General features: G+C 53.3%; 19 protein-coding genes, 1 tRNA gene and 1 pseudogene. 13 read left to right on the top strand and 8 right to left on the bottom strand.

What is annotated here, in order from left to right; genetic code table 11:
• Window positions 1–1312 (top strand): FKBP-type peptidyl-prolyl cis-trans isomerase N-terminal domain-containing protein (locus WG891_RS19960; RefSeq protein ID WP_337265226.1); only part of this gene is annotated, 1312 nt, incomplete at its 5' end.
• Between the two features lie 107 nt (window positions 1313–1419).
• On the opposite strand, the gene WG891_RS19955 is transcribed toward WG891_RS19960, so the two are convergent.
• Window positions 1420–2877: an AMP nucleosidase gene (locus tag WG891_RS19955; RefSeq protein WP_337261677.1), complete on the bottom strand. Its 1458-nt coding sequence runs from the start codon at window positions 2875–2877 to the stop codon at window positions 1420–1422.
• A 795-nt stretch (window positions 2878–3672) separates the two neighbouring features.
• On the opposite strand from WG891_RS19955, the gene tssB reads away from it, so the two are divergent.
• From tssB to WG891_RS19905, 10 genes are all read left to right on the top strand, one after another.
• Window positions 3673–4173, top strand: coding sequence for a type VI secretion system contractile sheath small subunit (tssB, locus tag WG891_RS19950; RefSeq protein ID WP_337261676.1), 501 nt, complete (start codon window positions 3673–3675; stop codon window positions 4171–4173).
• A gap of 26 nt (window positions 4174–4199) precedes the next feature.
• Window positions 4200–5747, top strand: a complete 1548-nt coding sequence (gene tssC / locus WG891_RS19945; RefSeq protein ID WP_337261675.1) for a type VI secretion system contractile sheath large subunit — start codon at window positions 4200–4202, stop codon at window positions 5745–5747.
• 24 nt (window positions 5748–5771) lie between these two features.
• Window positions 5772–7121: a type VI secretion system baseplate subunit TssK gene (tssK, locus tag WG891_RS19940; RefSeq protein ID WP_337261674.1), complete on the top strand. Its 1350-nt coding sequence runs from the start codon at window positions 5772–5774 to the stop codon at window positions 7119–7121.
• Window positions 7118–7786, top strand: a complete 669-nt coding sequence (gene tssL, locus WG891_RS19935; RefSeq protein WP_337261673.1) for a type VI secretion system protein TssL, short form — start codon at window positions 7118–7120, stop codon at window positions 7784–7786. Before tssK ends, tssL begins: the two co-directional genes overlap by 4 nt.
• 41 nt (window positions 7787–7827) lie before the next feature.
• Complete coding sequence (locus WG891_RS19930; protein WP_337265225.1) at window positions 7828–9540, top strand: OmpA family protein; 1713 nt, start codon at window positions 7828–7830, stop codon at window positions 9538–9540.
• Between the two features lie 2 nt (window positions 9541–9542).
• On the top strand, window positions 9543–10034 hold the full coding sequence (locus tag WG891_RS19925) for an Hcp family type VI secretion system effector (RefSeq protein ID WP_337261672.1): 492 nt from the start codon (window positions 9543–9545) through the stop codon (window positions 10032–10034).
• A gap of 168 nt (window positions 10035–10202) precedes the next feature.
• Window positions 10203–12860 (top strand): type VI secretion system ATPase TssH, encoded by a 2658-nt coding sequence (tssH, locus tag WG891_RS19920; protein ID WP_337261671.1) that lies wholly within the window; start codon window positions 10203–10205, stop codon window positions 12858–12860.
• Between the two features lie 139 nt (window positions 12861–12999).
• Window positions 13000–14592 (top strand): type VI secretion system protein TssA, encoded by a 1593-nt coding sequence (gene tssA / locus WG891_RS19915; protein WP_337261670.1) that lies wholly within the window; start codon window positions 13000–13002, stop codon window positions 14590–14592.
• A gap of 151 nt (window positions 14593–14743) precedes the next feature.
• The gene (tssE, locus tag WG891_RS19910; RefSeq protein WP_337261669.1) at window positions 14744–15118 is read left to right on the top strand and encodes a type VI secretion system baseplate subunit TssE; all 375 of its coding nucleotides are present in this window, start codon (window positions 14744–14746) and stop codon (window positions 15116–15118) included.
• A 69-nt stretch (window positions 15119–15187) separates the two neighbouring features.
• On the top strand, window positions 15188–16585 hold the full coding sequence (locus tag WG891_RS19905; protein ID WP_337261668.1) for a VasL domain-containing protein: 1398 nt from the start codon (window positions 15188–15190) through the stop codon (window positions 16583–16585).
• 59 nt (window positions 16586–16644) lie between these two features.
• Here WG891_RS19905 and WG891_RS19900 read toward each other — a convergent pair whose 3' ends face one another.
• Together WG891_RS19900 and WG891_RS19895 are read right to left on the bottom strand one after the other, a co-directional pair.
• Window positions 16645–19026, bottom strand: a complete 2382-nt coding sequence (locus WG891_RS19900) for a glycoside hydrolase family 3 N-terminal domain-containing protein (protein WP_337261667.1) — start codon at window positions 19024–19026, stop codon at window positions 16645–16647.
• 2 nt (window positions 19027–19028) lie between these two features.
• The gene (locus WG891_RS19895; protein WP_337261666.1) at window positions 19029–20432 is read right to left on the bottom strand and encodes an MFS transporter; all 1404 of its coding nucleotides are present in this window, start codon (window positions 20430–20432) and stop codon (window positions 19029–19031) included.
• Window positions 20433–21126: 694 nt separating this feature from the next.
• On the opposite strand from WG891_RS19895, the gene WG891_RS19890 reads away from it, so the two are divergent.
• Window positions 21127–22347 carry a Bcr/CflA family multidrug efflux MFS transporter gene (locus WG891_RS19890; protein ID WP_337261665.1) on the top strand — a complete coding sequence of 407 codons (1221 nt, stop codon included), beginning with the start codon at window positions 21127–21129 and terminating at the stop codon, window positions 22345–22347.
• A 59-nt stretch (window positions 22348–22406) separates the two neighbouring features.
• On the opposite strand, the gene WG891_RS19885 is transcribed toward WG891_RS19890, so the two are convergent.
• Together WG891_RS19885 and WG891_RS19880 are read right to left on the bottom strand one after the other, a co-directional pair.
• Window positions 22407–23351 carry a p-hydroxyphenylacetate 3-hydroxylase reductase component gene (locus WG891_RS19885; RefSeq protein ID WP_337261664.1) on the bottom strand — a complete coding sequence of 315 codons (945 nt, stop codon included), beginning with the start codon at window positions 23349–23351 and terminating at the stop codon, window positions 22407–22409.
• 20 nt (window positions 23352–23371) lie between these two features.
• Window positions 23372–24544 carry a p-hydroxyphenylacetate 3-hydroxylase oxygenase component gene (locus tag WG891_RS19880; RefSeq protein WP_337261663.1) on the bottom strand — a complete coding sequence of 391 codons (1173 nt, stop codon included), beginning with the start codon at window positions 24542–24544 and terminating at the stop codon, window positions 23372–23374.
• A gap of 222 nt (window positions 24545–24766) precedes the next feature.
• Between WG891_RS19880 and WG891_RS19875 the strand changes: the two are divergent.
• A pseudogene (locus tag WG891_RS19875) lies at window positions 24767–25049 on the top strand (gluconate:proton symporter); the annotation flags it as partial.
• Window positions 25050–25140: 91 nt separating this feature from the next.
• Here the strand turns inward: WG891_RS19875 and WG891_RS19870 are convergent.
• The 3 genes from WG891_RS19870 to WG891_RS19860 form a co-directional block, all read right to left on the bottom strand.
• Window positions 25141–25216 (bottom strand) — tRNA-Asn (locus WG891_RS19870).
• 120 nt (window positions 25217–25336) lie between these two features.
• Window positions 25337–26098 carry a DgsA anti-repressor MtfA gene (gene mtfA, locus WG891_RS19865; RefSeq protein WP_337261662.1) on the bottom strand — a complete coding sequence of 254 codons (762 nt, stop codon included), beginning with the start codon at window positions 26096–26098 and terminating at the stop codon, window positions 25337–25339.
• A 279-nt stretch (window positions 26099–26377) separates the two neighbouring features.
• Window positions 26378–26599, bottom strand: a complete 222-nt coding sequence (locus tag WG891_RS19860; RefSeq protein ID WP_076941391.1) for a YdcH family protein — start codon at window positions 26597–26599, stop codon at window positions 26378–26380.
• Window positions 26600–26697 lie beyond the last annotated feature (98 nt).

Below are 26697 nucleotides of genomic sequence, written 5' to 3'. Positions count from 1 at the left end.
GGGGCAACAGGAAGTGGCCAAGCTGCAAGAGCAGCTTGCGGCGCAGACCAAAGATAGCGAGCAGAAAGCGCAACAGTTGAAACAGCTGCAGCAAACCGTGCAGGAAAATCAGCAGGCCAGTGCCAAGCTGCAGGAGCAACTGGCTGCACAAACCAAAGACAGCGAACAGAAAGCGGTGCAGGTCAAGCAGTTGCAACAAACTGTACAGGAAAGTCAGCAGGCCAATACCAAATTGCAAGAGCAACTGGCGGCACAAACCAAAGATAACGAACAGAAAAGCCAGCAGGTGAAGCAACTGCAACAGGGGCAACAGGCGTTGGCCACGCTGCAGGAGCAACTGGCTGCACAGACCAAAGACAGCGAGCAGAAAGCGCAGCAATTAGCACAACAGCAGCAAACGTTGCAGGAAAATCAGCAGACGAATGCCAAGCTGCAAGAGCAACTGGCGGCGCAGACCAAGGATAATGAGCAAAAAGCGGAGCTGGTAAAACAGCTGCAACAAACCGCGCAGGAAAACCAGCAGGCAAGTGCCAAGCTGCAGGAGCAACTGGCTGCACAGACCAAAGACAGTGAGCAGCAGGCGCAAGCGCTTAAACAATTGCAGCAAGCGCTGGCTGACGCTAAGAAAACCCCTTCTGATAACGTTGCTACTGTTGCTGTGCCGGAGCCTAAAACCGATCAGGAAAAACGTGATTATGCTATCGGTACTTCATTGGGTAGCGACATCGTGAGTTTGCTGGAGAGCAAAAAATCGCAGGGTGTTGATGTTAATCGGCAACTGGCATTGGCAGGTGTTGCTGATACGCTCAATGGCCAGATTAAAATGAATAAAGAGCAAATTGCTAAAGCGTTGTATGAAAGCGAATTGGAGCTTAACAATCAGCATAAGCAATTGAAAACAAAGAGTGAGCAGGCAGGCAAAAAATATATCGAAAAATTCAAGAAACAGCCACGGGTCGTTAAATCACCACAGGGTTTCTACTACCGGGTAGACTATAAGGGTGATGGCAATATCAGTGAGGCAGACACGGTTGCCGTTGTGGTGAAAGAAAGCCTGACCGATGGCAAAGTGATTAAAGATATGGACCTGGCGGGGACCTCTATTTCGCAGCCTTTGAGTGCTTATCCGCCGCTGTTCCGCGAGGCCATCAGTAAGCTGAAAAACCATGGCAGTATGACACTGGTGGTGCCACCTGAACTCGCCTATGGTGATAAAGGAATGGCACCGGATATCCCACCGGGGGCCACTATGGTCTACACCGTGCGGATCCTGGATGTTATGCCAACGAGTAGCACGACTGCGGCTCACTGAGCCCCGTTAGTGAAAGAGAAAACCAAACCCCGCGTGGAGACATGCGGGGTTTTTCTTTTCTCTATCTACAGCATCATTAGGCAGTCTTTCGCGTTACTGCTCGCCAGTTAACGGAAGGGGGGTTCGTTAAAGGTGCGCAGCTTACGTGAATGCAAATGTTCACCTTCAGCGCGTAGCAGATCGATCGCGCAGATCCCGATTTGCAAGTGTTCGGATATCGCCCCTTCATAGAAGCGGTTTGCCTGGCCCGGCAATTTTATCTCGCCATGCAGCGGCTTGTCAGAAACGCACAGCAGGGTGCCGTAAGGCACTCTGAAGCGGTAACCTTGGGCGGCGATGGTGGCACTTTCCATATCCACCGCTACGGCCCGGCTCAGGTTAAAGCGCAGCGCTGAGGCTGAGTAGCGCAATTCCCAGTTCCGATCGTCCGTCGTGACCACCGTGCCGGTGCGCAAACGCTGTTTTACCGCTTCCCCATGCATACCGCTGACCGTTTTAGTGGCGTCATAAAGTGCGCGTTGTACTTCCGCGATGCTTGGGATAGGGATATCTGGGGGTAATACTGAGTCGAGGACATGATCATCACGCAGATAAGCATGAGCCAGAACGTAGTCACCGATCGACTGGCTTTCGCGCAAACCACCACAATGACCAATCATCAGCCAGGCATGCGGGCGTAATACCGCCAGATGATCGCAGATTGTCTTGGCGTTAGAGGGGCCAACGCCGATATTGACCAACGTGATCCCTTGCCCATCGCGGGCAATCAGATGGTAGGCAGGCATCTGGTGGTTCTTCCAGGCAAGATCTGAAATTGTCTGTTCTGGGTTCGGCGTTTGTGCAGTGACATAGTGGCCGCCGGCACAAGATAGCGCCACATAAGGGCTGGCTGGATTGCTAATCTGTTGGCATGCCCAGCGAATGAACTCATCCACGTAGCGCGTGTAGTTAGTAAACAGGACAAAAGGCTGAAAATACTCTACAGGCGTGCCGGTATAATGCCGTAGACGAGCCAGCGAGAAATCGGTGCGCAGTGCGTCAAAGTGCGAAAGCGGAAACTGGTTGGTAAAAGGGAACAGGCCATCGGCGGTTTCATCGCCGATTTGTGCCAATTCGGTGGTTGGGAAATGTTTGGTGAGCCCTGTACTCATCGAACGATCCAGGGTTAGGTCGGAACCATCTATCACATAAGGGAAGGGGATCTCCTGTTTAGAAGCAACCACTTCAATGACGGCTGCATACTCACTTTCCAGCAGGATCAGTTGCTCAGATAAATAATGACGGAATAACTGTGGCCGGGTGATGGTCGTTGTGTAATCACCGGGTCGGGTAAATCGGCCATAGGCGCGTGCTCTGGGGCTATTGGAGGGTTCGCCATCCCAATGGACGCGTAATTCAGGGTAAGAAAACAGTCCTTCGGCACGGGATTTCTCGTCTGGCAGAGTGCCATGAGTGATGAAGTCTTTGATAGCCCCTCGTAGTGCGCAAACTGATGCATCATACATGGCCTCAAGTTTATCGAGAGCCTGGGTAGCGGTCAGAGCAGTGTCTGGGGTGTTATTCATCGTTTTTCCTTGGTTCTAGCGATACTTAAGCATAGCGTAATGCAGGTGTTGAATGCATGCCATTACATCCGATGAGAGGTTGTAGTGTTCGAAAATTAGGCAGTTTCACATTTGGAATAGAGAAAATAAAAATAGAAAGGTCAGCAATAACCGTGAAGAAATTATAACTAGGTGGGAATAGATATTTTCGAAATATTAATGAATGACGTCAATGGTGGGTATGCCAAGGCCTATCTTGGGTTCTTATGATAAGATTAATAAATTTAATTATTCTATGGTTTTGTTTTTAAAATTCACACCATGAATGCATTGTGCTCCTATTTCACTCTGTGTGCGTTTGATTCTTTGATGTAGATCACTTTTAGAAAAAATAGATGAAAATGAGCTTTTAAATGACTCAATAGGTAAGTGTGTAAACCCCAATTAATTAGCATCTTATGCAATACGCGCTGTTTGGTTTTTTGTTGGACTTTTCTTAAATAATAAGGCGTATTTTTAGTAAATGAAATTTACGGGCCTTAATATCTGACGGGAAAATTAATATTGACATAATAATCTCCTTAAGATTATCTTATGTTTTGTAATGGCTCAAATGAGCCAAGGTTTTTCGTTACATCATAAATAAATTTTATGTATTTATACTCATTCATTCTAAAAATGAATGAGCACCCTATGCTTACGTTGCTTATGCAGCGCAACATCTGATTGACGTTTTTGTCTGGCAAGGATTGCCGTTGTGCTTTCACACCTCAACAGGCAGTCCTTACTTAAATTGCTCAGTGAATAAGGACTGTTATGGCCTCCTCCAGCTACCAAAATGAGATACCGCGCGCGCGCGTAAACATTAAACTCGACCTCCATACCGGTGGTGCGCAGAAAAAAGTTGAACTCCCGCTCAAGCTAATGGTGATGGGCGATTACAGCAACGGGCAAGAGCATCGGGCGTTGTCTGAACGTGAGAAAATCTCTGTCAATAAAAATAACTTCGATAGCGTGCTGGCCGAGTTCAGCCCTTCCGTCAGGTTGGTGGTGGAAAACACCCTGGCAGGGGATAAAAGCGAAGAGAATATCGCCCTGACGTTCAAAGAAATGAAAGATTTTGAACCAGAGCAGGTAGCCCGCAACATACCGCAACTGCGTGCTCTCCTTTCTATGCGCAATCTGCTGCGCGATCTCAAGTCCAACCTCCTGGATAACGTGACCTTCCGTAAAGAGCTGGAAGCCATCCTTAAAGACGAATCGTTAAGCGCAGATTTGCGCGCTGAACTGGCCGCGCTTGCCCCGAAAGAAGCGTAAACCCTGAGCTGGATTAACACGAGAGTATGCTGATGTCTGTAAATACTGAAAACACCAAGGAAAGCCAGACCACCGTGCTGGAACGTCCACAAGAGGGTAGTGTTTATGCCTCCCTGTTTGAAAAAATCAACCTGACGCCGGTATCCGCACTGGGCGATCTGGATGCTTATCAAGACAATACCGCACTGTCCGAAACTACCGCCGATGAGCGTGTAACCGCTGCGGTTCAGGTTTTTCTGGAGCGTCTGAAGCAATCAGGGCAAAAAGTGGAGCGTCTGGATAAAACCTTGCTGGATCACCACATTGCCGAACTCGATCAGATGATCAGCCGTCAGTTGGACGTGGTCATGCATCACCCGGAATTCCAGAAAGTCGAATCCTCCTGGCGTGGCCTGAAGCAACTGATCGATGGTACCGATTTCCGTCAGAACGTGAAAATTGAAGTACTGGATATTTCTAAAGAAGACCTGCGCCAGGATTTCGAAGACTCACCAGAAATCATTCAGAGCGGAATGTATCGCCATGCCTATATTCAGGAATATGACACCCCAGGCGGCGAGCCAATCGGTGCGGTGATTTCCAACTATGAGTTCGACGCAGGCCCGCAGGATATTGCCCTGCTGCGTAACATTTCTAAAGTTTCTGCTTCTGCGCATATGCCGTTTATCGGTGCGGTCGGCCCGGCGTTCTTCGGTAAATCCAGCATGGAAGAAGTGGCCGCTATCAAAGATATTGGCAACTACTTTGATCGTGCCGAGTACATCAAGTGGAAATCCTTCCGTGATACCGACGATGCGCGCTATATCGGCCTGACCATGCCACGCGTGCTGGGCCGTTTGCCGTATGGCCCGGATACCGTGCCGGTGCGTAGCTTCAACTATGTGGAAGAAGTGAAAGGCCCGGATCATGAAAAATATCTGTGGACCAATGCATCGTTCGCCTTCGCTGCCAACATGGTGAAAAGCTTTATCAAGAACGGCTGGTGTGTACAGATCCGTGGGCCACAGGCTGGCGGTGCTGTGACCGATCTGCCTATCCACCTGTATGACTTGGGTACCGGCAATCAGGTGAAGATCCCATCAGAAGTGATGATCCCGGAAACGCGCGAGTTTGAATTCGCCAACCTGGGCTTCATTCCGCTGTCGTACTACAAAAACCGCGACTATGCCTGCTTCTTCTCTGCCAACTCCGCACAGAAACCTGCGTTGTATGACACCGCGGATGCCACGGCCAACAGCCGTATCAACTCGCGCCTGCCTTACATCTTCCTGTTGTCGCGCATTGCTCACTACCTGAAGCTGATTCAGCGTGAAAATATCGGTACGACAAAAGATCGTCGTCTGCTGGAGCTTGAGCTGAACAACTGGGTGCGTGGGCTGGTAACCGAGATGACCGATCCAGGTGACGATCTGCAGGCTTCCCACCCGCTGCGCGATGCCAAGGTTGAAGTTGAAGACATCGAAGACAACCCGGGCTTCTTCCGCGTGAAACTGTATGCTGTGCCGCACTTCCAGGTAGAAGGGATGGATGTCAATCTGTCGCTGGTTTCCCAGATGCCAAAAGCGAAAGCCTAAGCAGGCATACGGGAGCAGCAGGTTATGAAAATCTTACGTCCGTTGTGGACGGAGGGGGCGTTTTTGTCCCCTCAACAATTTCAGCAGCAGGCGCGTTGGGAAAGTTATGTTAATGACTGCATTGCGCACCTGTCGCTGAATCATCCCTGGGGGGTGTTGTGTGCCGAGTTTGATCAAGATGCATTGCGTCTTAATCGGCTGAAAGCACAACACCTCCGTTTGCGTTTGCCGGACGGGAGTTTGGTTGACACTGATGTAACGGATAACCTGCCACCAGCAATTGACTTGGCTTCAGCACTGACAGAACCTCAACGTAGCGTTGAGGTTTTGTTAGCGCTGCCGTTGTTGCATGCCAACGGCGGCAACTGCCTGATGATGGAAGAACAGGCCGAGCGCCCGATACGCTATCGCCAGGAATGGGTGAGCGCTCAGGATCTGTTTGGTAATGAGGCAGAATCCATTGCGGTTGAACGCCTGGCATTAACCCTGCGTTTTGCTTCAGAAGAGAATGGTGATTACCTGACCTGCCCGGTGGCGAGACTGGTGCGGGATGGGCAAGGCCTTTGGGCGCTGGATGCGCAATTCGTGCCGCCGCTGCTGAGTTTTAAAGCCCATAGCGGGTTATGGAATCGGCTGGACAGCCTGCTGGCTCAGCTACGGGCGAAACGTACTCGCCTGATGGGAATGCGCCGTGAAAGCAATCAACGTATGGCAGATTTTGCCGTGGCCGATGTGTCACTGTTTTGGTTGCTCAATGCACTGAATACCTATGAGCCGGTCTTGAACGACTTCCTGGCTCACCCGGCCCTGCACCCAGAGATTATTTATCGTGAATTGGTGAAGTTGGCCGGTGCGTTACTGACCTTCTCGCTGGAACATGATCTGGAGGCGATCCCTACGTATCAGCATGAAAACCTGACCGGCGTATTTCCTCCGTTATTCGAGCTTATAAGCACATTGCTGGAAGCCAGCCTGCCTTCGCGAGTGATCGCGATTGAGCTGGAAAAAGTGCGTGAGAATCAGTGGAAAGCCTCACTCAACGATGTTCGCCTGCGAGACGAAGCGGATTTCTATCTGTCCGTACGTTCCAGCTTGCCAGCGCATCTGTTGCAACGTCAGTTCCCCTTGTTGTGTAAGGTCGGAACGCCAGACGATGTGAACAACATCGTAAATATTGCCCTCAACGGCGTGCCGCTGATTCCACTCAGTCATGTTCCTGCGGCTATTCCTTTGCGGTTGGAAAATCAATATTTCGCCTTTGATCTGACGCATCCCGCGGCAAAAAGCATGTTGGAGGCGGGGGTCTGTGCGTTCTATGTGCCGGGCACGTTGCCAGATGTGCAACTTGAACTCTTCGCGGTGCTACGTTCATGAAACCAATCAAACAACTTTCTATCGACAGTTTGCTGTATGACACCTGGTTGATCGTGGTAGAGCTACGCCGAGGTGTGCCAGCGCAGCAGGGGGCGGCGCTTTACCAGCGCTGTCTGCAGCAGGTGAGCAACACCCAAAGCCGGCTCACTGAGGCGGGCTACAGCGCCGAAAGTATTGAACACATTACTTATGCCCAATGTGCGTTGCTGGATGAAACCGTCCTGGGGCGCAGAAAGCAGGATGAGGGTTATGACACCTGGATCCAGACGCCATTGCAAACCCATTTTTTCAACACGTTGCAGGCCGGTGAACTCTTGTATGAGCGTATGCGCCAAGTGTTACGTGAGCCCGCGTCGGATCCTGCCGTTCTGACCTGCTTTTACCGGGTATTGCGCCTAGGGTTTGAGGGCGTCTATCACGGCCAGTCACAGCAGCAACCGCGAGAGCAATTGATGAAAACCTTGGGTGAGCGGGTCACCGCCTACGATATTGCCCTGCCCCCCCCTTTGCTGATGGAGGCTAGGCCACGTCGGCAACACCGTTTATTCCAATCGGCTTTTTTCTGGCTTTGCCTGACGTTATTCGTGCTGGTCGGCGGTTGGTGGATGCTGCATCTGCAATTGCAGACCTTACTGACGACCTTGTTATCAGGGGGCGTTGAGTGAGCGTGATGCTAAGGCGGCTGTTATGGCTTTGGGGCGGCATATTGGCACTCGTCCTGTGTCTGGGCTATTTCCCTCTGACGCCATGGGGCCAATTCACCGGTGCCACGGTGATTGTTGTTATTACTCTCGGTGCGTTGATATGGGGAGGACGTTCGCATGTTTCCGCACAGGTTGAATCCGATATAAATGCCGCTTGGCAGAACGATCTTCCGGCAGAAGGCTATCGTCAGCCCGTTGTCTTGGTGTGTGGCGATGGGTTAGAGCAGATGTTTGCTGGTGTGGCGGTGCGTGAAACACCAGAAGGTTGCTATCTGGCCGTCGCCGATCTTTCAACGCTGTCTGCCGCTGCGGCGGCATTGCTCAATTTGCGTCCTGAGTGGGTAACACAGCTCAGCGCGCTGTTGCTGGTTAATCCATCACAGCATGATGACTCGGCGGTGTTGGCTAATCGGGTCCAGATCTTTCGCCACCAGCTATCCCGTATGTGCCGCATGACGGGAACGGATATTCCTGCGCTGCTCTGTAGCTATTTACCCCAGAGTGCGCCATCGGATATGACAACTGACCAGGTTGAATGGTTTGAATTCAAAGCGGGCCAGCCGTCGGCCACGGTGTGGCATAACGGGCATTCGGCACAACCTCTGGCGCAGTGGGTGGCGCAAGGGGAAAGCATTGAGCAAACGCAGAGGCTATATCGGGCCATTGAAGTTGAGAGTTGGGCCCAGTGGATGGCACAACAGATCTTGCCGCAGTGCTTAACGCGTGAACAATCCATGCCGATTTGCTCACCTTTGGCGCTGGCATTGACCTTTTCTCCGGCGGTGCCTGAATTACCCTCTGCCCATCTCTGGCAACAGTGGCTGACGGAAAAAACCACGCTGAACCGCAGAGAAAGTCACGAAAGTAATGAAAGCGCTACATTGCCTTTCCCCGATCCGCTGTTGCGCCTTTTGCCACAACAATCCGGCTTCACCCCGCGGCGCCGTGCAGTGGTTTATGCCATCGGTGCTTTCATGCTTGCCGGAGTTGTGGCGCTGAACGTTTCCGCCTGGCAGAACCGCGCGCTGTCACGCCAGATTACGGATGATTTGCAACGTTATCAGGCGATCCCGCTGGCGGATATTCACGCCAAAGCCGGGGCGGTGAAGGTATTAAGGGCTGATGCAGCGCAGCTCAATGATTATTACCGCCAGGGCGTTCCTCTAAATTTGGGCCTGGGTCTATACCCAGGTGAGCGCCTGCGGCAGCCGGTCCTGGCGGCCATCAGGGGCTATGTGCCGCCGGTGGAAGAAACGAAAGTTGAGGCACCAGAGCAACCCTTGCAGGTAACGCCACAAACCGTGCTGCTGGATAGCCTGTCGTTATTTGATACCGGTAAATATCAGCTCAAAAGCGGCTCCACCAAAGTGTTGGTGGAGGCATTAATCAACATTAAGGCCAAGCCCGGCTGGTTGATTGTGGTGGCGGGGCACACCGACATCACCGGGGATGCCAAGGCGAACCAGATGCTGTCGCTTAAGCGTGCGGAAGCGGTACGTGATTGGATGCTGCAGACCAGTGATGTTTCACCCACCTGTTTTGCCGTACAGGGCTATGGTGCCACGCGGCCGATCGCTGCCAACGATACCGAACAAGGGCGGGCGGCAAACCGAAGAGTAGAAATTAGTCTGGTGCCTCAGGCCAATGCCTGTCAGGTCCCGGGCAATGTAACGCCGCCGGAACATGTGGGCGGTTTTGACAATCAAGGAGAGTAAACATGGCAATTCCAGTCTATCTGTGGCTGAAGGATGATGGCGGTGCGGACATTAAAGGTTCTGTGGACGTACAGAGTCGCGAAGGGAGTATCGAAGTGGTAGCACAGGATCATGGCCTGTACATCCCGACTGACAATAACACTGGCAAGCTGACCGGAACTCGTATCCATACCCCGTTCATCTTTACCAAGGAAATCGATGCGTCCAGCCCGTACCTGTACAAAGCGGTCACTACCGGCCAAACGCTGAAAACGGCTGAATTCAAGTGGTACCGCATTGATGATGCTGGCCAGGAAGTTGAATACTTCAATACCAAACTGGATAACGTGAAAGTAGTGAAAGTGGCACCGAAGATGCACGACATCAAAGATCCGGTCAAAGAGAAACACAATCACCTGGAGCTGGTGGAACTGCGTTACGAGAAAATCACTTGGACTTACAAAGACGGCAACATTATTCATTCCGATGCCTGGAATGAACGCGCTACTGCGTAAATCTTGGGCAGACGGTGTTACCGTCTGCTTTTTTGTTGTTTTTCCCTAGGGTCTGTTGCAGGCATTAGGCAAAGACAACGTACTTTTATCAGATAACCTTATGGGCCTCGGTTAACGGCAGCGGGCGGTAGCGTGCCTGAACGTGACGGGAAAACAGGGAAAGGAACTATGGAAAATCAGTCAGCTATACTATTACGCCGGTTAAATTCTTATTGCGCGCAGGCCCTTGAGGCTGCGGCAACATTGTGCCAGACCCGTGCCCACGCAGAAATTACCATTGAACATTGGTTGCTCAAACTGTTGGAGTTGGGCGAGGGGGATATTACCGTATTGGCCCGCCGCTATGAGTGGGATATGGATGGCGTGTGGCAGTCGCTGCTGGCGAACCTCGACACCCTGCCGCGCTCGGTGCGGAGCCGTCCGCACCTCTCTGTTGCGTTGCTGAATCTGATCAAACAGTCCTGGCTGGCAGCCTCTTTGGATGAAGACGCTCAGCAGATTCGCAGCGTTCACTTGCTGGCAGCACTTATGTCAAAGCCGTCCCAGCTTGCTACAGACGGCCTGTGGCCACTGTTGAGCCTGAGCCATAGCCAACTGAAACGCCTGCGCCCTCTATTGGATGCACAATCCGATGAGCGCCCGGAGTTGCAGCAACAGGCTGAACTGGGGCGTTACCCTTCAGCCTTGCCTCAGCAAGAGCAAGAATCTGAGGGCGATCCTTTGGTTCCTTCACCACTGCCTAATGAGGCATTGCTGGCGGTGTTGGATAAATTCACTCAGGATATTACGGCCAAAGCCAAGGCGAGTGAGATTGACCCGGTATTCGGGCGTGACAATGAAATCCGTCAGATGGTGGATATCCTTTCTCGCCGCCGTAAAAATAACCCGATTCTGGTTGGTGAACCGGGAGTGGGTAAAACCGCGCTGGTTGAAGGGCTGGCGTTGAGAATTGCCGAAGGCAACGTGCCAGACAGCCTGAAAATGGTCAGCGTGCGTACCTTGGATCTCGGGCTGCTACAGGCTGGCGCCGGTGTCAAAGGGGAGTTTGAACAACGTCTGAAAAACGTCATTGCTGCGGTGCAGCAAGCGCCAAACCCGATCCTGCTGTTCATTGACGAAGCACACACCATTATTGGGGCTGGGAATCAGGCCGGGGGCGCCGATGCCGCTAACCTGCTGAAGCCGGCGCTGGCTCGTGGCGAGCTGCGCACGATTGCCGCCACCACCTGGTCGGAATACAAGCAGTATTTTGAACGTGATGCCGCCCTGGAACGCCGCTTCCAGATGGTGAAAGTGGACGAGCCGGATGACGAGAAAGCTTGCCTGATGCTGCGTGGCTTGAAAGATCGTTACGCTAAGCACCACGGTGTACACATTACGGATGAAGCGGTAAAAGCCGCGGTGACGTTATCTCGCCGTTATCTGACCGGCCGCCAACTGCCGGATAAAGCGGTGGATCTGCTGGATACCGCCAGCGCGCGGGTACGCATGAGCCTGGACACCAAACCACAGCCGTTGATGCAGGTCAGCTCAGAACTGATGGCGTTAGACATGGAGCAACAGGCGATTGAACAGGATCTGGTGCTGAGTTCCGATGCCGATCCGGCGCGCTTGGCGGATATTACCGACTGGCGTGATGTGCTGCAAAAGCAGCAAACCGAGCTGGAAAAACAGTACCAGCAAGAGAAAGCGTTAACCCAGCAGTTACTTGAGCTGCGTAAGGATCTCAGCCGTTCGGCAGAGCGTGCGCAACTGCAGCAGCAACTGAATGAACTGCAAAATAACATTCGTTTACTGTCACTGGATGTTGACGCCCGTACCGTGGCGACGGTGATTGCCGATTGGACCGGGGTGCCATTGGGCAGTTTGCTGAAAGATGAGCAAACCAATCTGTTGCAATTGGAACAGAACCTGGGGCAACGCGTTGTGGGTCAGGATGCCGCGCTGTTAGCGCTGGCGCAGCGTCTCCGGGCGTCTAAAACCGGTCTGACGGCAGAGAACGGCCCGCTGGGCGTCTTCCTGCTGGTCGGCCCGAGCGGCGTGGGTAAAACCGAGACCGCACTGGCATTGGCGGATAGCCTGTTCGGTGGTGAAAAAGCCCTTATCACCATCAATATGTCGGAATACCAGGAGGCGCACACCGTTTCCCAACTGAAAGGCTCACCGCCGGGTTATGTCGGCTATGGCCAGGGTGGCGTGCTCACTGAAGCGGTACGCAAGCGCCCGTATAGCGTGGTGCTGCTGGATGAAGTAGAGAAAGCTCACCGTGATGTACTGAATATGTTTTACCAGGTATTCGATCGCGGTTTTATGCGCGATGGCGAAGGGCGTGAGATCGATTTCCGCAACACCGTGATTCTGATGACCGCCAATATGGGCAGCGATCATATTATGCAACTGCTGGATGAGCAGCCAGAAGCGCCGGATGCCACCTTGCACGAACTGTTGCGCCCACTCCTGCGCGATCACTTCCAACCGGCATTACTGGCTCGTTTCCAGACGGTGATTTACCGCCCTCTGGCCGCCTCGGCATTGCGCAATATCGTGGCAATGAAACTGGAACAGGTCGCTCAGCGCTTGCTGCGTCATTACGGGTTGGAGTGCACTATCGAAGAGAGCCTGTACGATACGCTGGTTGCCGCCTGCCTGTTGCCAGACAGTGGGGCGCGTAACATTGACAGCCTGCTGAATCAGCAGATCCTGCCGGTCTTGAGTCAGCAACTGCTGCAACAGTTGGCGCAGCACCAGAAACCGCAGCACCTGCTGTTGGGGTACAACGATGAAGAAGGCATTACGCTGGCGTTTGATGAACCAAAAAGCGCGTGATAGGCGATATGGCTTACGCCGTGCGGCGCTGCTGCTATTGAAACAATGAGGTTTTTACTTTGCCGACCAAGATACCCGATGTCAGTGATAAAACACCGGCAACCCCGTCACTGGATAACGCTACTGCCGAGGTGGAATGATGCTGACACAACTTATTGCCGCGTGTTTTAACGATCGTGATGTGCTGGATGAAGCCCGGCAGGCAGCGGCATTATGGCAACGTTGGCTGGCGCCGATCGCCGCAGATGCCCCCGTTGGTGACGATCCCGGCTATGACGACGATTTTCAGCGCATGCGCGAAGAGGTGAATAAACTCTCCGGCGCAGATACCGATCTGGTGTGTCAGTTGGCTGAAAAGCTGCTGACCACCAGTTGCAAAGATGTGCGGGTAGTCACTTATTACCTGTGGGCGCGTTTGCACCGTGATGGTGAAGCCGGGCTGGCAGATGGGTTAACGCTGTTGGCTGGGTTGGTTGAGCAATATGGCGAGGCCCTGTTACCCCCGCGTGCCAACAGCCGGAAAGTGGCATTGGAGTGGTTGGCAGGCGGCAAGGTACAAGATAGCCTGACGCGCTATCCAGAAATCGAAAAGGCCGATTTCGAGCGCGCGGTGGCGGCGCTGGCGTTGCTTGATCACGCCTTTAGCCGTTGGCCAGAACAGGATCGCCCTTCATTTGCCGGGCTGTATAGCGCGCTGGACAACCGCTTGGCCCAGTCGGGCGGTATGGATGCGCTGGTGCCGCAGAATAGCGGAACGCAGGAAAGCACGCCGGCACAGGTGCGCCAGCAGGATCTCCCCAGCCTGCGTCAGGTGCAATCCGGGCGCGATCTGCTGGATCAGGCCAAAGAACTGGCACGTTATCTGCGCGAACAGCCGCAAGGCTGGCTTTCCGCTTCAAGGCTGATGAAAAGCGTCCGTTGGGACACCGTGCATCAACTCCCCCCGCAAGACAGCGCCGGTCTGACCCGGCTGGTGGCACCGCGCACTGAATACCGAGCTCAACTCAAGCGCCTCTATCTGCAACAAAGCTGGGGGGAATTGCTGGAGCGAACGGAAAGCATGTTTGCCGAAGGGGTGAATCATTTCTGGCTGGATCTGCAGTGGTACACCTATCAAGGGTTAAGCAAGCATGGTCATCCTTATGATCTGTGGGCCGATATTATCAAACACGATCTGACGATGCTGCTGGAGCGTTTACCGGGCTTGGAAAAGCAGGCCTACAACGATGGTACGCCCTTCGCCGATGAAGTGACGGTGGCGTGGATCGAGCAGCATGTGCAGGGAGGTTCTGCCACCTGGTTGCCAGAGAACGCCACAGCGGTTGCGGGTGAAGACAGTGACATCCTGGCATTGGAGCCGGAGGCGCTGGCGCAGGCAGACAGTGACGGCATTGAGAGCGCATTGGGCTGGTTGGCCGCTCGCCCAGGGATCCACACGCAGCGTCAACGCTGGTTGTTGCGGTTGCTGATGGCACGCGTTGCCGAGCAATACGGTAAGAATGAGATGGCGCTGCATTTGCTGAGTGAACTGGATGGTCCGGTGGAGCTCTTTACGCTCAGCCAGTGGGAGCCTGCGCTGATGTTTGAGGTGAAGGCCCGGCGGCTGAAACTGTTACGCATGAAAGCCCAGCGTGGTGATGCAGACAAAGCCGAACTGGCTCGCCAGATGGAACAGCTGCTGAGCGGGTTGGTCGCTATCGATCCGGCACGTGCTGCCGTACTGTGCGGTTAGTAAAACTCGGGAAAAAGTGCCGTTAGGCTCAAGGCAACGTTGGCCCCGAAGAGGGGCAGTAGAGAAATTAGCGATGTTAATTACCGCGATTAAACCCGCATCCTCAGTGTCGGGCATGACCCTGATATTGATGCCACAGAAGGATTAACACATGCCGTCATTGAATCCTTCCCTGTATGAAATGCTTATCGGCAATTTTTCCGGTGAGCTGGATCTGCATCAGGTCAGTGAAGAGGATCAGGTGATCCTCTCTGTACTCGATAATATGCAGCGCATCCTTAACTGTCGGGCGGGCACGCTGAGCCATCTGCCGGATTATGGTTTGCCGGATATGAGCAAAATATTACAGGGAATGCCTGGTACGGCGCATACGCTGATGACCACGCTTTCGCATACTTTGCTGAAATATGAACCACGGCTGAAAAGCATCAAGATCGTTCTGCTGCCCGAAGCGCTCCCTGGGCATTTGAACTATGGCATTGATGCCGAGCTGAAGGGGGTAGGGCTGGTGCGTTACGGCACGTAATTTGTGCCGGAAGGGCGAGTATTGGTTCGGCATTTAAAAAAACAACAGCGTATGGAGTAAGGTAACTGAATGAGCGCATTATCATCAGGAAACAGTATCAAAACCGGTGGCGATCCACGTACTCTGCCGGAGTTCGCCACGCTGAAAGAAGAAATTGCCAAGCTGAGCCACCCGGCGCGTCCGGATGTACATTGGGGCAAGGTGGAACAGCTCTGTATGACACTGTTCCGGCAAAATGGCGTGGAACTGCAAACGGTCGCCTGGTTTACGCTGGCACGCACGCAGCGTTCCGGCCTGTCTGGCATCCAAGAAGGGCTGCAACTGATTGATGGTTTGCTCACGCATCAGTGGCCGGTCTTTTGGCCGCAGCAAACGCACGCCAGGGTAGAAATTTTGGCCTGGCTGGTGGCCCGTTTACAGCAGGTGTTGCGCACGCAGGAGTTCCAGTACGGCGATCTGGCGCAGATTTACCGCATTGAGAAAGTGCTGGAGCATGTGTGCTATGTCTTGCAGCGCCTGGATCTGAAACACCTCAGCAAGCTGGATAACCTGCGCAACCAGATGCACCACGCTGCGCTGCGGTTGGAAAGCCTGGAGTCGGCCGCTACGGCAACGTCACAGCCAACTGAAATTCGCATCGAGCCAGAAGGGGCTTTCCAACAGGAAGGTGCAGCTTCACCGCCGTTGGTGTATATCATCAAAGAGTCGGCCCCGGTGCCTCCGCCGGTCATTGCGCCAGCGCCGCAACCCGAGCCGGAACCGATCGCCGAACCGGAGCCCTCACGTTGGAAGATGTGGCACGGTTTTCTGGCTGGCGTGGTCATCAGCGCGCTCATCGGGGCGGGTGCCTGGTGGGGCATTATCTCTTTCCGTTTATCGGGGACTGAGCAGGTATTGCAGAATATGGTCAGGCCCCTGCCGCAGTTGATGGAGCCTGGGCAACTGGCAAAACTTCAGCAAGCGGATCATCGCGCTGAACTGAGCAGGTTGGAAGATTCGATGGTGCATGCCAGCGGTGAGCAGCTGCTGCGCTTGGACGCATTACCGCCGCTGTGGGCCTTGAACTACGGCAACGTGCTGGCGCAACAATTGCGCGCGCTGTGGCCGGTGAGCCCGCAGGTGAAGCAGTTAGCGGAACAGTGGCAACAGCAGCGAGAAGCACAAGCGCTGCCAAAAGCAGCGATGGAAGACTGGCATCAGGCACAAACCCGCCTGCAAAAATTGGCCGATAAACTGAACTCGCTGGATGAGCAGCGTGGCCGTTACATAACGGTATCGGAACTCAAGTCGGTCGTGTTTGCCGTGCAGCAGCCAATGAACCGCACGCCACCGTTGGAAGAACTGCTGCGCCAGTTTGAAGAACAGCAACGTGCTGGTAAGGTTTCACCGGGATTACAAACCCAGATCGACAGCCGCTTTACCCAGTTGTTGAACCGCTATGCGCTGTTGACGGCACCTGCGCAGTAAGCTTTTCCCCTATGCCCCTTTCAACGGAAAGGGGCATATCCCATATCCTCCGTGATGCCTTAATGCTTCTCAACCTGACATTCACTGACCATACGCCAGCAGCGGGGCAATGGGTAGGTGGTACCTGAAAGTGTCACCACGCCTTTTGCACGAATATCGCCACTGTGCGTCCCAACCTGGATTTCAAACTCTCCTGGCTCAACAACGCGCTTATGGTTGAGGTGGGTAAAATTCAGCATATCGGTTGGAATGCTGAACGTCAGCGTCGCGCTTTGCCCAACGGCCAGTTCAACCCGTTGGAACGCTTTCAACTCATGAATAGGCCTGACGAGCGATGCCACGCAATCACGCACATACACCTGTACGACTTCACTGCCGGTTTGGTGGCCGGTATTGGTGAGGCTAATCTGCACCCGTAGTTCACCGCCGTTAATTGCCACCGCCTCTTGATCCAGGTGCAAATCATGGTAACTGAACGTGGTGCCACTCAAGCCATAGCCAAACGGGTAGCGAGCGCCAAAATGGAAGGCAATCGGCGTGCCGCCGCTTTTCAGCTTATGGTTATAGTAATAAGGCATGGCACCCGCACTTTTCGGTACCGAGATCACCAACCGGCCTTGTGGGGCTATTTTACCGCTAATCACATCGGCAATCGCCCGCCCGCCTTCCTGACCGGGGGCGAATGCCATCAGGTATCCCGCCAGTTTATCTTCGAGCCCGGCCAAGTGATAAGGCCGCCCTCCGGTCATGACCACCACCGTAGGAGTGCCGGTAGCGATGACCTGTTCCAGCAACTGCTGTTGTACTCCCGGCAGTTGCAGGCTGTCGGTATCCGAGCCTTCTCCCACCGTACCGCTCTGAAACAACCCTGCCAGATCGCCGACAAATACCAAGGCGATATCGCTTTCCTGTGCCTGTCTGACGGCCTGTGGAATTAAACTCGTACTCTGAGAGACGGGGGACGCCTGCAACGGTTTGGTGCTATCGCCAGGGAACACTGGCGCACCCGACATCCGCTGTTCCAGAATATGGCAGCCTTTGGCATACCGAATATTTTGTTCACCATAGGTAGCGCGCAACGCCTGAAGCGGGGTAGTTACCTGTTCGGTTTGTGCTGTCATATCGCTGATGATCAAATGCACCGGGAAGCTGTACCCGCTCAGCAAAGCCAGCGGATCGTCAGCCGTTGGGCCAATCACCGCGATTTTCTTTCCTGACTGCGGTTGCAGCGGCAGGATGCCATTATTCTCCAGCAGCGTGATGGAGCGCGCCGCAACCTGCCAGGCTAAATCGCGCGCAGCCTGTTGCTGTAAGTGCACACGAGAATCATCCACATAAGGGTGTTCAAACAGCCCGAGCCGGAATTTCTCGTGCAGGATCCGCGAGACAATTTCATCGATTTTTGGCATATCGATCAGCCCACGCTCAAGCGCTTGGGCCAAATGCAGCGCACAATCATCTTTTGGCAGCTCGATATCTAACCCCGCGTTGAAACTCAATGCCGCCGATTCCGCACTGTCATGGCTGACGCCGTGATGTTGATGCAACAGGCTGACACCGCCGTAGTCGGCCACGATCAGGCCATCGAAACCCCATTGTTCACGCAGCACGTCAGTGAGTAAAAAACGGTCGCTATGACAGGGTTGCCCATCGATATCATGATAGGCGGGCATCACCGAGCCCGCATTGGCGAGCTTCACCGCCATTTCAAACGGCAAGAGAAACGTGTCGTTGAGTTCACGAAACCCGATATGCACTGGCGCATGGTTACGCGCGCCTTCGCTGGCTGAGTGCCCGGCATAGTGTTTGAGCGTGGCCAGCAAATCGCGGTTTTTACCCTGCAACCCCCGGACATAGGCAGTTGCCATGACGCCGACCAGATAAGGATCTTCACCGAAGGTTTCTTCAGTTCGCCCCCAGCGCACGTCGCGAGAAACGTCCAGCACCGGGGCCAAGCCCTGATGACAACCAATGCTTTGCGCTTCCGTACGGATGGCTTCTGCAACGCGTTCTATTAACGCTGTATCCCAGGTTGAGCCGTAGTTCAGCGCTGATGGAAACAGCGTGGCATCTTTACATAACAGCCCGACCAGGCACTCTTCGTGAAACATCGCCGGTATGCCTAAACGCGTTTCTTCCACCAAAGTTTTCTGTAAGCAATTCAGCGCGCGAACCCCTTCGGCGGGATCGACCACGTGAGAGCCCAGCGGGCGGGTAATCTGGCCGATGCCGGTCTTTAAACGTTGCTCCAACGTAGCTGTTTGCTGATGCCCGCTGAAATCATCACTCAGGTCGGTGCGAACTTTGTGCTGCCCATCGCTGGCCAGGATTAGCCAGAAAGCGTGCATCTGGGCGAATTTCTCTTCTGGCGTCATGCGCGCCAGTAAATCGGCTACACGTTTCTCAATAGGTTGCGCAGCATCTTGGTAGAGGTGTGTCATGCTTATTCTCCTTGTTCAAGCAACGGCGTCTCTGTTGGCGGCAGGTTTGCTGGCGGGGACTGGGTGCGCTTTTTGGCTAGCATATCCACGATGCCGCGGACAAAATTGCTGTTCAGTTTGTAGGTAAACAGGAGCCCGGCCATCAGCAGGAACAGGCCTGAAGGGATCAGTGTGAAAAGGGCGTTAATGGTGTTGATAACGGTGGGAGTCTGTACTGCGTCATTCGGTAGATAATCCACCAAGCCGAGGATCCAGCCGACAATCGCGCCGCCCAAGGCCAAGCCAAATTTGATGGCAAACAGCGCGGTGGAAAAGATAAGCCCATCTAAACGGCGGCCAGAGCGATGCTCTTCATAGTCCACCACATCAGAGAACATGGTCCACTGTAAAGGCGTCGTCAGGTTTTGAATAAAGCTGAAGATCAGATTGAAAGCGAAAATAAGCCAGATAAAGTGAACAGGAATAAAGAAGATGGCGATATTAAAGATCACAAAGGTCAGTATCGTCCATTGATAGGATTTAACTCTGTCGAACTTCCCTAATAAGGTTTCTGATAGCAGAGCGCCAAGAAATGCCGCTATCATGCCGCAGACGATAAAAGTAAACACCAATTCAGGGCGTAGTAACACATACTTCACGTAATAGATGGTTGCTGAACCACGGATAACCACGGCGACCAGCAGCAGAATATTAAAGATAAAAACGATGCGCCATTGAGAGTTTTTCCACAATAGCTTGAGATCGCTCAGCATCGATCCTGAAGTATCATTGCGTGGCTGATAACGTTCACGGGTTAAGCCAAAGCAGCAAAAGAATAAGACCACGCCCAATAATCCCATCAGGCTCATGGCATAGAAATAGCCTTTCTGAGGGTTGCCTTGCCCTAACGTGTCCACTAACGGTAATGCGATAACGGTAACGATCAGGCCACCGATAAAAGATAAAGCAAAACGCCACGACTGAAGCGAATGGCGTTCACGGGGATCCATAGTCAGCGCCCCCGGCATGGCGCAGTAAGGCACGTTAATCGCGGAATACACTAAACTCAATAAGCTGTAAGTCACGCAAGCATAAATGATTTTTCCGGTTAACGAGAGATCGGGAACATAAAAGGTAATCAGGCAGCTGACGCCAAACGGAATGGCAAACCACAAGAGCCAGGGCCTGAATTTCCCATGCCGGGTTTGCGTGCGATCGACCAGGCCGCCAATACAGGGATCAACAAAAGCATCGACTGCGCGCACCACTAAAAACATAGTGCCCATGATGGCGGCAGGCAGGCCAAAAACGTCAGTATAAAAGTAAGCTAAAAACAGCGTAGCGGTCTGCCAGACTAATGCACTGGCCATATCTCCCAAGCCGTAACCAATTTTATCTTTTACCGAGAGAACAGAAGTTTTTATCATTATCCATTACCTGCTTTTTATCATTGATGAAAGATAACTAACCGCGATAATCATCGCTGTGACGCGTCAATGAAACGGGTGAAATGAGTGGCATGGAGTATTGATTAAGCAGAATGGCTGAACAATTGAGGAAATTAATATCGTCTTTATGTTTTTTTTATTTGTGACCAAGAGCAAACTTCAAAATGGCTCGAATTATCCCTGGTCTAGGAGTGCTGCGTTTATATTGCTCAATCACAGATACGCAAAATACAGGCCTACCGGACGATTTACGCTGCGATAGCGGTTGAGTTGTGGTTAGCGCTGGGGACAACCTAAGAGACTCTCATTTATTGAAGCATCGCCATGTAAAAATATTGTTATGAATACGATCAATTGAATCTTGCGATCTGGTTAAAAGGTATTTATTGTGTAGGTGGTTCGTTAACATGTTAATGAATGCCTTTTTGATCTACGTTAGTCACTTATACCCAAAATAATTCGAGTTGCTTGTAGGCGGCAACGGAGTGAAGCCCCTGGAGCTTACTCAAGATCGTTCCTGGGGTGAGTGACAAATCTGCGCAAGCAGATTTGAACGCTGCTTGCAGCGGCCCCGAAGGGGTGAGGCCCAATATGGGCCGAGTAACGCAGCCAACACCCAAGCAACTTGAGGTATGAAGAGTATATAAGGGGTTGTTTATGATAAGGAGTGGCTATGCCGTCCGCCTTTGCTAATCGGCCGCCACGCTGGCTGATCCCGCTGTTGGGTTCGCTGGTGGCTTTTGGCCCGCTGTCGATTGATATGTATTTGCCCGCCTTACCCGCGATGGGGCAACAGTTACAGGCGACACAAGGGCAGATGCAGCATACGTTGGGGGCGTTTTTCGCCGGTTTCTGTGTGGGCATGCTGCTATATGGGCCGCTGAGCGACTGGCTGGGGCGGCGAAAATTGCTGCTGAGCGGCATGCTGCTGTTTGTGATTGCCAGCGTGCTGTGCACGCAGGTGACGCAGGTTGAGCAACTGGTCGCTTTGCGGGCCTTACAGGCATTCGGCAGCGGGGCCGCCGTGGTGATGGCACGTGCCATTGCCAGAGACGTCTACGCCCCCGACGAGTTGCCCCGTGTCTTATCGCTAATGACGCTGGTCACCATGATTGCACCGCTGCTGGCCCCCTTGCTGGGGGGCGCGTTGCTGACGCTATTTAACTGGCAAGCCATCTTTATGCTGCTGGCGCTGGTGGGGTGTATCAATGGTGTGCTGGTGCTGTGGGTATTGCCCGAGACGTTGCAAGCCCGCGCCGAACATTCAGGCAACATCCTGAAGGCGTTCCATAATTACTGCCTGTTGGTGCGGGATCGTGAAGCGATGGGAATTATCGCCACCCTGGCATTCTCCTTCGCCGGTATGTTTGCTTTTATCAGTGGTTCCCCCTTTGTCTACATCAGCTATTTCCAGGTGCCTGCGCAATATTATGGTCTGCTGTTTGGCTGCAATGTGATCGGCATGATTGCCGTGCTGTTACTCAACGTGCGGATGCTGAAGGTTTACAGCCTGCCGCGGTTATTGATGATTCAGAGCAGTGCACAGGTCCTGTTTGGGCTGCTGTTATTACTCTTTAATCAACAGAGTCTGACGGTGCTGGTGATTTTGATCGTGTTGTTTATGTCGTTAGTGAATGCGATTGGTACCAACAGCCTGTCGTTATTGCTGCAACAGCGCGGTCAGCAGGCGGGCAGCGCCAGCGCATTGGCCATTTCGCTGCAGTTTGGCATGGGGGCGTTGGCGAGCCTGGCGGTTTCCTGGTTACAGGATGACACGCCGTTTGCCATGACGCTGGTGATGGCGGTCTGTGCGGTACTTGGCCTGGTAGGGCAGCGGATGTCTGTGGCGCGTTTGCGCCCGCAGGTGAATTCGATCGGTTCCAAGAAACAGTAAGGGGATGGCGGCAGCGCCATCATTCACCGGGTTGCGAATGATGGCGTTGGCAGAGGTTTTCAATTGGCGTTGGCAATAATCCCGCGCAGCAGCTTTTTCAAGATCCCCACTTCATCCGCAGAGAAAGCGGCCAGCATCTGCTCCTGCTGTTTGGCCGCGATGTCCCGTAACACCTCGGCTTGGCGTTCACCCGCGGTTGTCAGGTGGTAGCCGTTCTCCGTGCTGGCTATCAGGCCTTTACGACGCAAGGTTTCCTGTGCCTCTTCGATCTCTCTGCTCGACATGGCCACTTCTGCCATGAGCCCGGTCATATCAAGGCAGGCATTGCTGTCGAGCACCAACAGCATTCTGGCTTCACTGATACGCAAGCCGGTGGAAAGTTGCTTAGGTTGGTAACTGGCTTGATAGCTACGCAGCGCCTGCGTGAGTAAATAGTAGACATTGTGATTAAGGCGTTCCTGCCTGGCGCTGGCCCCCGCGTTATCTGCAACCTTTTCCGACACTTGCTGGTAAGGCAAGACCATGGAGTAGGCCCCTTGGTGATACACCAGCGGCGCGCGGCCCAGATCGTCAAATGCCACGACTTTGCCGATCAGGATCCAGTGATCGCCGCCGTCAATCTGCTGGTATTTCTCACACTGAAAACGTGCGGCACAGTCTGCCAACAAGGGCGCGTCACCCGCGCCAGCGCTGACCTCAATCCCGGCAAATTTATCTTCGCTGGGGCGGGCAAACCGATTGGACAGGTCCACCTGATCGGCGGCCAGCACATTAATGGCAAAGTGGCTGGCCTGTTCAAAGATCGGATAGCTGCCGGAGCGTTTATCAATACTCCACAGCACCAGCGGCGGATCTAACGACACCGAGTTAAAACTGTTCGCCGTCATGCCCACGCGGGTGCCATTCGGGGCGGTAGCGGTCACTACCGTCACTCCGGTGGCGAAGTTACCCAAGGCACGGCGAAAAGCGCGGGGATCCAGGGTATTGTCTGTGTGATGTGTCATCAAATAGGTCCTCCGGCTTGTTATACCATAGTGGGATCGGGTTCTAACCCCATCAGTTCGCGCCCCAGGATCTGCGCACAGACATCGTAATCGGTATAAGCGTGTGCCCCGGTCATATGAGAGTCGCGGAACAACCGCTGAATCTCATTGCTTTCCATCCAACTGGTCGCGCCTGCGGCACTGAACAGACGATCTACCGCCGCGATACACATTTTTACCGCATAAGCCTGATTGGTACGCCAATAAGTCAGGGTGTTATGGGTAGGATATTGATGACGTCGCCCATGCTCGGCGTGTTCTTGCCAGGTTTTTTCCAAAAAGGCCCGGGCAGCGGCAACCTGATGGGTCGATTCTGCCAGGCGCATCAGCGCTGGCGTTGCCGTCCCCACGCTGGCACCGGTGTAGGCGCGCACGCGATTTTGGGTTTTTTCTTTAAAGGCGACCAGCATGCGTTCGGCGACGCCGAGGCTGATCGCGGCAAAACCGCAGGCAAAATAGGGGCGATACGGCGTGTAGAAAATATTGCTGTCCGGATAGAGGCCAAAGCCTGAAGAACGCCCCTGCATCATGTCTTGAGCGGCTTCAATGCGGTGGTTGGGGATGAAGGCGTGGTTGATAACCAGCGTTTTGGAACCACTGCCGCGCATGCCCACGGCATACCAGTCATCACGAATTTCATAATCGCTGCGTGGGATCACACCGAAGCTGTAGATCGGCTCACCGGCGGCGTTGTTGCGACGAAAACCGACGATCGCCCATTCGGCATGATCGCAACCGCTGCTCCAGCCCATTTCACCACTCAGATAGATCCCTCCTTCGTCTTCTTCAATCCGGCCAAAAGGCGCAATGCTGCTGCTGGCGGTGGCGTCCGGGTTTTCGCCCCAGATTTCTTGTTGCAGCTTGGCGGAGAACATCGCCAACTGGTGGCTGTGGGTGCACAGCAAGCTGAAAGCCCAGGCGGTGCCACCACAGGCACCGGCCAGTGCGGCAACGCAGTCGGTAAATTCCGGCAGGGAGATTTCCAGCCCACCGTATTTTTTCGGCTGAAAAGCGCGGTGCATGCCTATTTCTTTCAGTAACCGGATATTCTCATCTGGCACTTTTCGCTCTCTTTCTGCTTCTGCGGCGTTGGCCGCAATAAGTGGCAGAATAGGCAGTAATTTTTCCAACATCGGGTTAAGAGTTTTCATCATCGAGCTCCCTCAGTAGTGGTAGACATACGGCAATTACTCTTTATCAACCGCCCTTTACAGCAGATCAGGAAGCGGAGTCAGGTGTTAAGCCAGCATGTAGGTGGTAGTTCGATGAGTATGAGGTAACACAAGTTTAATGGAATGTAACATTCAGGTAAAAAATTGTACTTTTCATGTTAAATGTTGAAAGCGTGATCTGATAACGTCCCGTTATTTAGGTTGTCGGTAGCGGCATTGATGATGACAGCCGGTTCCGTCGGCCTGCCGATGAGTGCTGTCACCTTGTTGGCGGGTTGGCTTATGTCGGGGCGTATTCAGAAGATGACGGAAGGTAAGTTGCGTTATGAGGCCGGTTTTAGTTTTGCCATTATCGTTATGCTACTTGGGCGCTGGCTACCGGCTTGGTGGGGGACTGCGCTCAACGGAGATATTACCAGCGCTTTATCACGGCTGGGCCGCCATGCTCGCCAATACTGTTCTCTTCGCAGTGCTGTTCCAGATTCTGCTGTAAAAAGAGGGTATCGCAACAGCGCCCGTTTCCGAGAGAGCAGGCAGCAAAAAGCCCGCTTAGTTGCCTAAGCGGGCTTTTCTAAATTTGGCTCCTCTGACTGGACTCGAACCAGTGACATACGGATTAACAGTCCGCCGTTCTACCGACTGAACTACAGAGGAATCGTGTGAACGGGGCGCATCATATCCAGCCGTTCAGGGTGTGTCAACGCTAAATTGCGGCTAATGGTGTGACTGCTCATCATCTGAGCAAGCTTAGCGAGGCGGTGTTGCGTTATCGGGCTATCCGCGTTGCAAACGTGCCAGCGTGTCTTGCCTATAAAAGCGACGGAAGTGGTCATAGATGGCGGGAAAACGGTTAGCCAGCAGCTCTGGTGCGCTAAAGAAATATTCAGACAGCACGGCAAAACACTCTGCGGGATCGCTGGCGGCGTAAGCATCCATACTGGCTGCGGCCTCGCCAACCATATCTATCTCGTCCTGCAGGTTTTCCATTGCGCTGTGCAGATCGTATTCCCAGGCGGCGATATCACGCAACGGAATGGAAGGAATGCCCGTCGTGGTGCCGCCATTGCGCATATCCAGCTTATGCACGGCTTCATGAATAACCAGGTTGAAGCCGGAAAGATCGAAAGAGTCCTGCACATCCAGCCAGTTCAGAACGATGGGCCCCTGTTCCCAGCTCTGCCCTGATTGCACCACCGGCCCAGAATGCACCAGGCCAATGTCATCCTGCCACTCGTCCTCGACGATAAACGGCGCGGGATAAAGCAGGATCTCGTTAAAGCCGTCCAGGCATTCAGCCCCCAGTTCCATTACAGGCAGAGCAAACAGCAAGGCGATGCGCGCCTGCATCAACGCTGTTAACTCAAGCCCCTGTAGCGGCACGATACGTTTGTTTTGCAAGATCTGGCTAGCAACGGCAACTAAACGCCGCTGTTCATCTTCGTTTAGAGGAGAGAGCAGGGGAATATCCAGTGCTTCCCGCCACTGGGCAACGGTTTCCGCTTGCGGTTGATGCGCTTTCCACGGCCATTTAATCATCGCATTGCTCGTAAAGATCGCTGGAACTTGGGCTGTCCTGCCAAAATGCCGCAAAAGTAGGCTTCATGGCAAGTACTTTACGGAGAGATACGGCAGCTCCCCGCCATTATTCAAGCACTTACCATAGAGTTTGTCTGTGACCAACGTCCCGAAGAAGGCAATACTGGGGTTTGGCGCCGCAGCTCGAACCGCACTATCGATGCCGGTTGTTGGTTTGGGGAGAAAAGCCGATGATAACAGAGACGGAGATCCCCGCAGCAGAGCGGGGATCGGCATGCGCTACTTCGTTGTATTTTCTGCTTTCAGAATTTTATGTATCTCATCCTTGATATGCAGTTTTTCCTTTTTCAGCCGGACGACTTCATCACAGTATCCTGTGCCAGAAGGCCCTTCTAATCTGGAGATTTCATGGTCAAGCTGATTGTGTTTTTCAAACAACGACTGGAAGCGGGGATGACTTGATTTGAGTTGCGATATTAATTCACGGTATTCAGGAAACATACTCAAGCTCCTTTGAGTAGAACTGTACGCTGGAGGTTTCTCCGCTTTTACCTTAACGCACTACGGTTTTTTTTGGAATGGCATTACTGAGCAAAAGG

Source organism: Serratia sp. MMO-28 (genome assembly GCF_037199905.1).
In the GTDB taxonomy this organism is placed as follows: domain Bacteria; phylum Pseudomonadota; class Gammaproteobacteria; order Enterobacterales; family Enterobacteriaceae; genus Chania; species Chania oryzae.
The sequence above is the reverse complement of the archived record's forward strand: the minus strand, read 5'-3'. Positions and strand labels throughout refer to the sequence as shown.